This is a genomic window from Escherichia sp. WS1450 (assembly GCF_046487395.1).
Classification (GTDB): domain Bacteria; phylum Pseudomonadota; class Gammaproteobacteria; order Enterobacterales; family Enterobacteriaceae; genus Escherichia; species Escherichia coli.
Genome location: NZ_JBJQJO010000057.1, coordinates 1 through 7,597, shown reverse-complemented (window position 1 = coordinate 7,597; position 7,597 = coordinate 1). Strand labels below are relative to the sequence as shown.

The window sequence follows — 7,597 nt, the reverse complement described above, 5'->3', positions numbered from 1 at the left end:
ATACTCCTCCGGCAGAAGCAGAAAAAGCTTATTATGCTTCCATCGGAAACGATGATCTGGCAGCCTGAGTTCACAGATAAAACACTCTCCAGGAAACCCGGGGCGGTTCATGCAGTTACATAATCTACGCACATTGTCGGTCAGTTCACCTCTCAAAACGACAGATGGCGTACCACTTGCGTACCTGTCCACTAACGTTCTGCGTAAGACAAATGGAGAAATTGCTAAAGGGGTCCAGAACGCAACGCTGACTGTGCGGAAGGATGCAGCCTTCGGTATTAAATTTAATGGGGCACAGGCGGCTCCAGGCGAGTCAGTTGAGGTGCAAATAGATATGGGCCAGGGGGATAATCTTCTGTTACCCGTTTATCCTTCCGAAAATGGGAAAGTTGGCACCTCAGAATTCATGATTCAGATCGACGAGTTGAAGTAACTACCCGGAGCCGACAGTAAAACTGACGGCTTCAATTTTACTGCCCTCCTCGACTCCGATCAGCCAGTACGTCTTCAGAGATTCGCAAGGAAGAACCGAAAGAAAAGTTACTTTAATCGTACGTTTCCAGCGATGCTTTCAAAAGACAATGCATACTCGTTGATTACGACAATGGGAGTGAGTGTCGAACCCCTTGAGTAAGGATACCTGGTAAATATACAGCCCCGGGGATTCTCTTCCTTCAACCGGGGATGACAACGGGAGTGAGTCCGGCAACTCACACCTGTTGTCACTTCTCTGACATATCGTCATACGAGCTTACTCAAGCGCATCCACAAAGATGGGATCGTTTTGAATCTAAACTGGTACTGGTTAGCCAGTCACTTGCATCTACTCCCCCGTCGATATTTAAGTGACAATTGTAGTGATCTGCAATACTGGTGTCTCAGAAACACTGACGACGGTAGAGACTCAATACCCTAACCCCTGACAACAGAAGTGAGCTTAGAGGTGTTACGCTGCTGTCACCTAATGCTTGGGAATTGCCTGACTCACAACCATTGTCATCCGGAGCTACTGATTAACGTTGAACCGCTGGACTTTAATGACAGTGGTAGTGATGGATAGGCTCATTTCCATTGTCGTCATTTTATCGGACAAGCCTCTTCGTCCTACAGGTTTAAGCTGACAATGGTAGTGATTGGATGATCTCACTACTGTTGTCACTCAGTTCTTTGAGCGGACCCTTCCCTCGGTTGGTCGGCATTAACAACGGTAGTGACTCGATTGGCTCACTGCCATTGTCATCGTGTAAATGACGTACCTTATCAGCTCAGCTGAAAGCAATGACAACGGTAGTGACTCTAATTGCTCACTGCCATTGTCGTCGTGTCTATTGAGAGCCTTATCAGTGCACCTGAAAAGCAATGACAACGGTAGTGATTCTAATGGCTCACTACCGTTGTCACCGTGTGTATTGAGAGGATGGTCCACTTAACTGGACGTATATGACAATGGTAGTGACTTTAATAGCTCACTACCATTGTCGGTGTGTGAATTGAGAGGATGAGCAGCTCAGCTGTACGTCCATGACAATGGTAATGACTTAATGAGCTCACTACCGTTGTCACCCTGTTAATTAAGAGGCTCATCTGCTCTTCTGGAAGGCTATGACAACGGAAGTGACTTGCTGGGCTCACTGCCATTGTCGCCGTATGAATTGAGAGGATCATCCGCTCTTCTGGATGGCAATGACAACGGTAATGACTTAATAGGCTCACTACCATTGTCACCCTGTGAATTGAGAGGATGATCTGCTTAACCAGACGGCCATGACAACGGTAGTGACTTTCTGGGCTCAATACCGTTGTCACCCTGTGAGTTAAGAGGTTGACCCGCTCTACTGGACGGCCATGACAACGGTAGTCACTTTCTGGGCTCACTACCGTTGTCGCCATATAGAATGAGAGGAGCATCAGCTCAACTGAACGGCAATGACTACAGTAATGAGCTGGATGAAGCATAACCATTGACATCTGGCCCAACCGGAAGCCGTATTCGCCAATCCAATCGAGATTCACAATGGCCGTGACTCGCCGCATTAAGTTCCGGTGTCCTCCCAAAGCTGAACGCACACTCGGAGGACAATGACAATGCCAGTAAGGTACACATCATTACCATTGTCACTATAGCTACCAGAGAAGCCGGGATTTGAATGTCGATGGTAGTGAGTGGGTCAACTCACTGCCATTGTCACCCCGTTACGATATTTTCCGTTGGATGTACTGGCCAATGAAGTAAAGCGTAGAAACCGGGTGTTAACAGGTGACTCAGGAGAAAGCGTTGAATTTCGCAATCTCGATCTACATAGGGTGGTAGAGAACAATGACAACGGTAATGACTTTTGACTCATTACCGTTGACGTGAAAGAGCGGGCTGGGACTAACGAAAATCGAAGAAGTAATTTAGCACCCGGAGCCTAAACCGCCGGGTTAACTTTAGCTGGCGTTGCTGTTCTTTTTCTGGCTTCGAAGACTACGAATATAGCGCAGTTCTTCAGCGGTTAAATCATGGACGGTAAGAACATCATCGCCGTCAATCGGGTCAGCTGGTGGGCATAACTCACCTTCTAAAACAGAAGACCCTGAGTTCTCTTCTTCATCTTCAACCACTTCTAAAGGAGGCTGAGTATTGTTCAAATTCAGATCGGGATCCCGCTTATGAATCTGGAAGTATACTTTTCCGTCTTTCTTAATTTCGGTGTACTTGAGGTATCCTATCGATGCCAACTCTTCAAGAGCCTTTCTCACGGTAGCATTCTGACTATTTGCTCGTGTTTTGAGGTTCAGACGATTTTTCAGCCGAGTAAGGGATATCGGTATAGGATTTGGCGGTAATGACTCTATGAACGTATAGAGAGCCTGGGCGCTTTCCTTCTTGGCCAACTCCTTAATTGCCTTCAGCTGCATCAAAACCTTATGATCGTATTGATAGAGCTCGAAAATCTTAGGATCAACCTGAAGGACAACCTGATCTGATTCCGGGTCTAACAGGGCAGACTGTACCAGATGCGTTGTATAGACTTTGGACGAGTTATTACTGGTGAACGACAAGGTAACGGATGCTAACCTGCGTAAGGAGGCGTCTATACGTTTTCTGGACGCTGTAGATGAGCGATAATTTTCAGGCGTACATAGCTTGAGGAATTCAGTGAATTTTAAGCTTATCGTGTCATTGTTAATCGGATGATTGGCATAGGTTCGAATGATGCCCATCCACGTCTTAAAATCTACTGACATATTAAGACGCTCACCGACAATTGAAATATTGGTGAACCCCTCGCTCTCCATTAAAGAGAGCGTCTGTAACTCTTTCGTTGCGTCAAAGCCAACCGTTTTATATTCCCGATTTTGACGCCCCACACTCTTTGGTGATGGGACGAACAGCCCGAGCCGCATCAAAGCAATAGACTGCACCGTACGGTTGCTGTTAGGACGCAAAATGATGTCTTTACCTGATTCTTTCTCTCTAACAGAGAAAGCCCTGGTGACCAGGTCCTGCTGCTCAGTATCTTTCTCTTTAGTCATAATAAGTTATCACTGAATGTGTAAACAGATTGGTGAATAGTAAGCCCCAGCGAACTCTATGTCACTGGATGGATCATTGTGATGATCCATATCTGTGCATAAGTTCTACCTAAAAAAACGACTCCACTCATTAAAACTTGGCAAAAACTCTTTGCATACAATGACCTGCAACTCTTATCAACAACGGATCAGATCAAGTTAAAAAGATCTAATGAAAAGTCACTACTATTGTCGCTCTGATCACTACTGATGTCAAAAAACTCATTACCAACGTTATAATAATCACTACTAATGTCAAAATAATCACTACTGTTGTCACTGATCACGTCTCAGGCCTTGTGCCGTCTGGCCTGGAGGCAGCGGGGATCTCTTTTGATCTATCAGGAACACTAAGGTACTAATTATTGGAACTACCTTGTGGAAAATGGGGATAAATAAATGCTTAGTTCTTATACAGGTCTCAACTTGCCTCCCTGATAAAAACTGTCGTCAAAGCTAAATCACAGCCACAGGCATTTTCGGTGGATAAATTTTTGAGAAATAGAAGCATACATGCAGACTCGTGTCGCAAGTAATTGAAAGTAATGATTTATTTAAATAATGCGAGTCACCTTACCTCACAGTGGAAGTTTAAGTCTAACCTCACTACCATTGTCACTTAAAATCATTACCAACGTCGAAATAGTCTCTACCATTGTCTTTTAAGTCACTCCCGTTGTCACTTATGTCGCTACTGTTGTCAGTGACAATGCTCCAGCCCAGTAACCATGCGGCCTACAGCGTACCGGGATCTTCTTTGTACTCTCTGGCACCTTTGGGATCATTTATTGGATCTACATGAGGGATAAAATCTTTTGACGATTTCGTAGTGCAGTTATACCAGCGACTTAGCAAGACAAAAGCTGCAATTTAGTGACGAGTTACTAGTCTGCCCAACAAGAGCAATGCAGAGAAGATATGTGGTGAAATGACCATGGTAGTGAGTCTAATCACTACCATGGTCCGCAGTAAGCGTTACTTACGCAATGAACGTCGGACTGATTTGCAACAACATGGGCTACGGCGCATCAGAAGGCGGCCGTTGTGCTTCAGCAAAACAGCCCTGCTTTATTTTAATTCTTCAATGTTAATCATGAACTCAGATCTGCCAGTAAGGCCGGATACAGCAGGGAAAATAGGAAAGCTACGGCTGTCCCCGAGCCCCAAATCCAGTTGAAGCTCTTTGCTTTCACCTGGCATCGCAGAAACGCCATTTACAGTCACGCCGAATGCAGCGTCCTTACGGACAGTAAGCACTGCGTCCTGAAGCCCTGTAGCGATTGAACCATCCTTTTTACGCAGCTGGCTGGCATACAGAACAGCCAGAGCAGTATTGTCAGATGTTTTGAGAGAAGCATTGACAGCTAAGGTTTTCAGATTCTCTAGCCTGACGAGATTGTTTGGAAGGTAGTTAAATTCGACTGAGCTTTCTTTAACGTTGTTCATCTCATCTTTGGCCTGAACTGTGAGAGTGTATGTTTCGCCTTCATTAAGAGACGGAAAGATCTTGGGATAATTAGGTGCATACAGGTTGTTTCCCAGATTCACCCAAGACAATTCCACCGCATCAGAAACAGGGCCACCGCGAAGAGTCATACGGCTTAAGGATGGTTTAGTTAGAGCATCGGTGAGCTGTATACGGACGTTCTCCAGCCCATATACTGTTACGTTTTTGCTGATCGGTTTTCCTTCGTAGCTAATACTTACAGATGGTGCTGTATTATCAACGACAACTGTTTGATAAGGGAGGTTACCGGTATTGTTGAATGTATCTTGGGCATTAATCACCACGTTATAACTGCCTTCTGGTACCTCTTTCATGTTGAACTCATACGTGTAGTTCCCAGACGCCATATTTCTACCTGTTTGTTTGCCGGTTACGCTTATTTCTGCGTTGTTACGGTTTTTATCTGACAACCAAACTCGATTTACATAAACATGGTCGAAATATGAACCATCTCCAGGTTGATTCACGTAAACCTGGAGAATGTTGGTGGTTTCATTGTAATCAAATCCAGTGACGGAGGGACCCAGTGTATGCCAGGCTATATTCTCCCATATAGGGGCAAAGAAGGTTGCTTCGGTGGTTGACCTTACTTCATAGCCACTATGAAGATAACCGGTAGTGCCATTTATAATATCCTGGGGCAAAGAGACGGTACAGGTTGTTGAGCCAGCTGGAATACTGCATGTTGCTCCGCCAGTGATTTTTTGATCATATGGCCTGGCCTGTACATTGAATCGGATATTAGTAAGTTTTATAGGCATATCAGATGCCTTGAACAGGTTCCAGTTTACGCTGTTGAACCATGTTCCATCAGCCTTTTGTCGTTCTATGGGTGAACTTCCCCAAGCCGGACTCTTTACAGAGGCAGGATCCCAGTTGAGCCAGCTGGCATACTGACCAAGATCTCCTCCAGACCATTGATATGTATTCACAGGTCTATAGTAGTTTCCATCTAAGGCACCCTGTGGCAGCTTAACTTCCACGTAGACATAGGTGGCATCTTCGGAAAGGACCTGTACTCCGCCATAGTTATTGGTAATGCTCATGCCACCATTTCGATATGGCTTCCAGTTAGTTCTTGGGATACGTATAACCAACTTGTAGGGGTTTTCCAGCACTGTAAGGCCTCGTTTAAACGGGACGTATCCCGAAGAAATGCCGGGTACAACACTGGTGCTTACACGTGAGTCATGAACTGCAAATGGCGTAAATTCTCCCATTTGATCGTCATATAAAAACCGCTGGGGAGGAATGTTAAGCGTATTTCCTGCCAGGTCCGTAACGATGAAATTGAAGGTGAATTCTTCATCAAGATCACTTGAGGGCATGCCAGCCTGGGTGTTCATATCTTTAATCCACGGATAGAACGCACGTTTATTGGCTGTGTCATAACTCAGGTTATTGTCGGAGACCACAGAACCATTACTTCGTTTAATGACAAGACGGATCTTGTCAATTCCACTAGCATCCTCAATACCGTCTGCAAATATAGAAAACTGGCCACTACCGCCTCGGCCCAACTCCCAAAGTGGCCCAGAAAGTACCATGTCGTAACCTGCGTTTTGACTCGGATAAATACTCTTATAGCGTGGAGGAGTTGTATCAACGATGAAATGATAAGTAGATGTGCTCACTACAGTCTGGCGAATATCCAGAGTTTCATTGACTACAGTAAAGGTCCCTTCTCCGAGCGCCGGTAGAACCATATCCTTTCCATAGTATTCTGTTCCATCGGCAGCAACGATACGATCTGCAACGCTCGTTTTGGTCGAGACGGAGGAATACATAACCTTTTTATCGCTGTCTCGTGTGACCGTCACTCGCTCGTACCGATCAAGACCCGATATCAAGTTCAGAGTCAAAACACCAGCGGGATTAAGATATGTTTGTGTTGCAGGTTTGATATTCCGAACAGCCTTATTGGTATCTGTAAATGAGTAGCTAAATACCTGAGCATGTGCCGAAGATACAGTAGCAAGGGCAGTTGCAACCATGCAGCCAATTAGAGTTTTACGCATATGATGCTCCGGGAATAGGTTATAGCCTTATTCTACGGATTCAGCCTACAAGGTCCGGTCGGATAAAGTGATAATTTGCCTGTTAAAAGAGACATCAAGTGAGAAAGCAACCAACGTACAGAATGCAAAATGGCGGCAGTGCATCTGGATGACGCAAAAGTAACTTTTTGTATCCACTTTTTTGGATTTTAGCCTTCAAAATGAGTATTCAACCAATCATAAAAGTAACTTTTGATAGACGCTGCTCCTTTATGTTTGCCAATTGTGCTGATATGTTTGTAAATTCAAGGAAGCGAGATTTTAAAAGCATCTGTTGAGTCAAATTTATGTAAAATAACAGGGAAACCATCACTTCTAGGTTGAGGAAACCCAATGTTATACATGCTCTTATGCTGTTTTCTGATAGACTGGCCCCCTGAATCTCCAGACAACCAATATCACTTAAATAAGTGATAGTCTTAATACTAGTTTTTAGACTAGTCATTGGAGAGCAGATGATTGATGTCTTAGGACC

4 protein-coding genes are annotated in these 7,597 nt (G+C 44.7%); 1 reads left to right on the top strand and 3 read right to left on the bottom strand.

The genetic code is table 11. From position 1 onward, the window contains the following. The first annotated feature begins 109 nt into the window (after nt 1-109). The gene (locus tag ACJHYR_RS26470; RefSeq protein WP_072103124.1) at nt 110-433 is read left to right on the top strand and encodes a hypothetical protein; all 324 of its coding nucleotides are present in this window, start codon (nt 110-112) and stop codon (nt 431-433) included. 1,997 nt (nt 434-2,430) lie between these two features. Here the strand turns inward: ACJHYR_RS26470 and repHI2 are convergent. The 3 genes from repHI2 to ACJHYR_RS26455 form a co-directional block, all read right to left on the bottom strand. After that, nucleotides 2,431-3,519: an IncHI-type plasmid replication initiator protein RepHI2 gene (repHI2, locus tag ACJHYR_RS26465; protein ID WP_000159529.1), complete on the bottom strand. Its 1,089-nt coding sequence runs from the start codon at nt 3,517-3,519 to the stop codon at nt 2,431-2,433. Nucleotides 3,520-4,626: 1,107 nt separating this feature from the next. Then, a complete protein-coding gene (locus ACJHYR_RS26460; protein ID WP_001572417.1) occupies nt 4,627-7,083 on the bottom strand; it encodes an Ig-like domain-containing protein in 2,457 nt (818 codons plus the stop codon). 208 nt (nt 7,084-7,291) lie between these two features. Then, a partial coding sequence (locus ACJHYR_RS26455; RefSeq protein WP_215256892.1) for a hypothetical protein occupies nt 7,292-7,597 on the bottom strand: 306 nt, incomplete at its 5' end.

Bases quoted from the DNA above. Each gene is read 5' to 3' on its own strand.
- ACJHYR_RS26470 (WP_072103124.1), top strand. From the start codon at position 110: ATGCAGTTACATAATCTACGCACATTGTCGGTCAGTTCACCTCTCAAA.
- repHI2 (WP_000159529.1), bottom strand. From the start codon at position 3,519: ATGACTAAAGAGAAAGATACTGAGCAGCAGGACCTGGTCACCAGGGCT.
- ACJHYR_RS26460 (WP_001572417.1), bottom strand. From the start codon at position 7,083: ATGCGTAAAACTCTAATTGGCTGCATGGTTGCAACTGCCCTTGCTACT.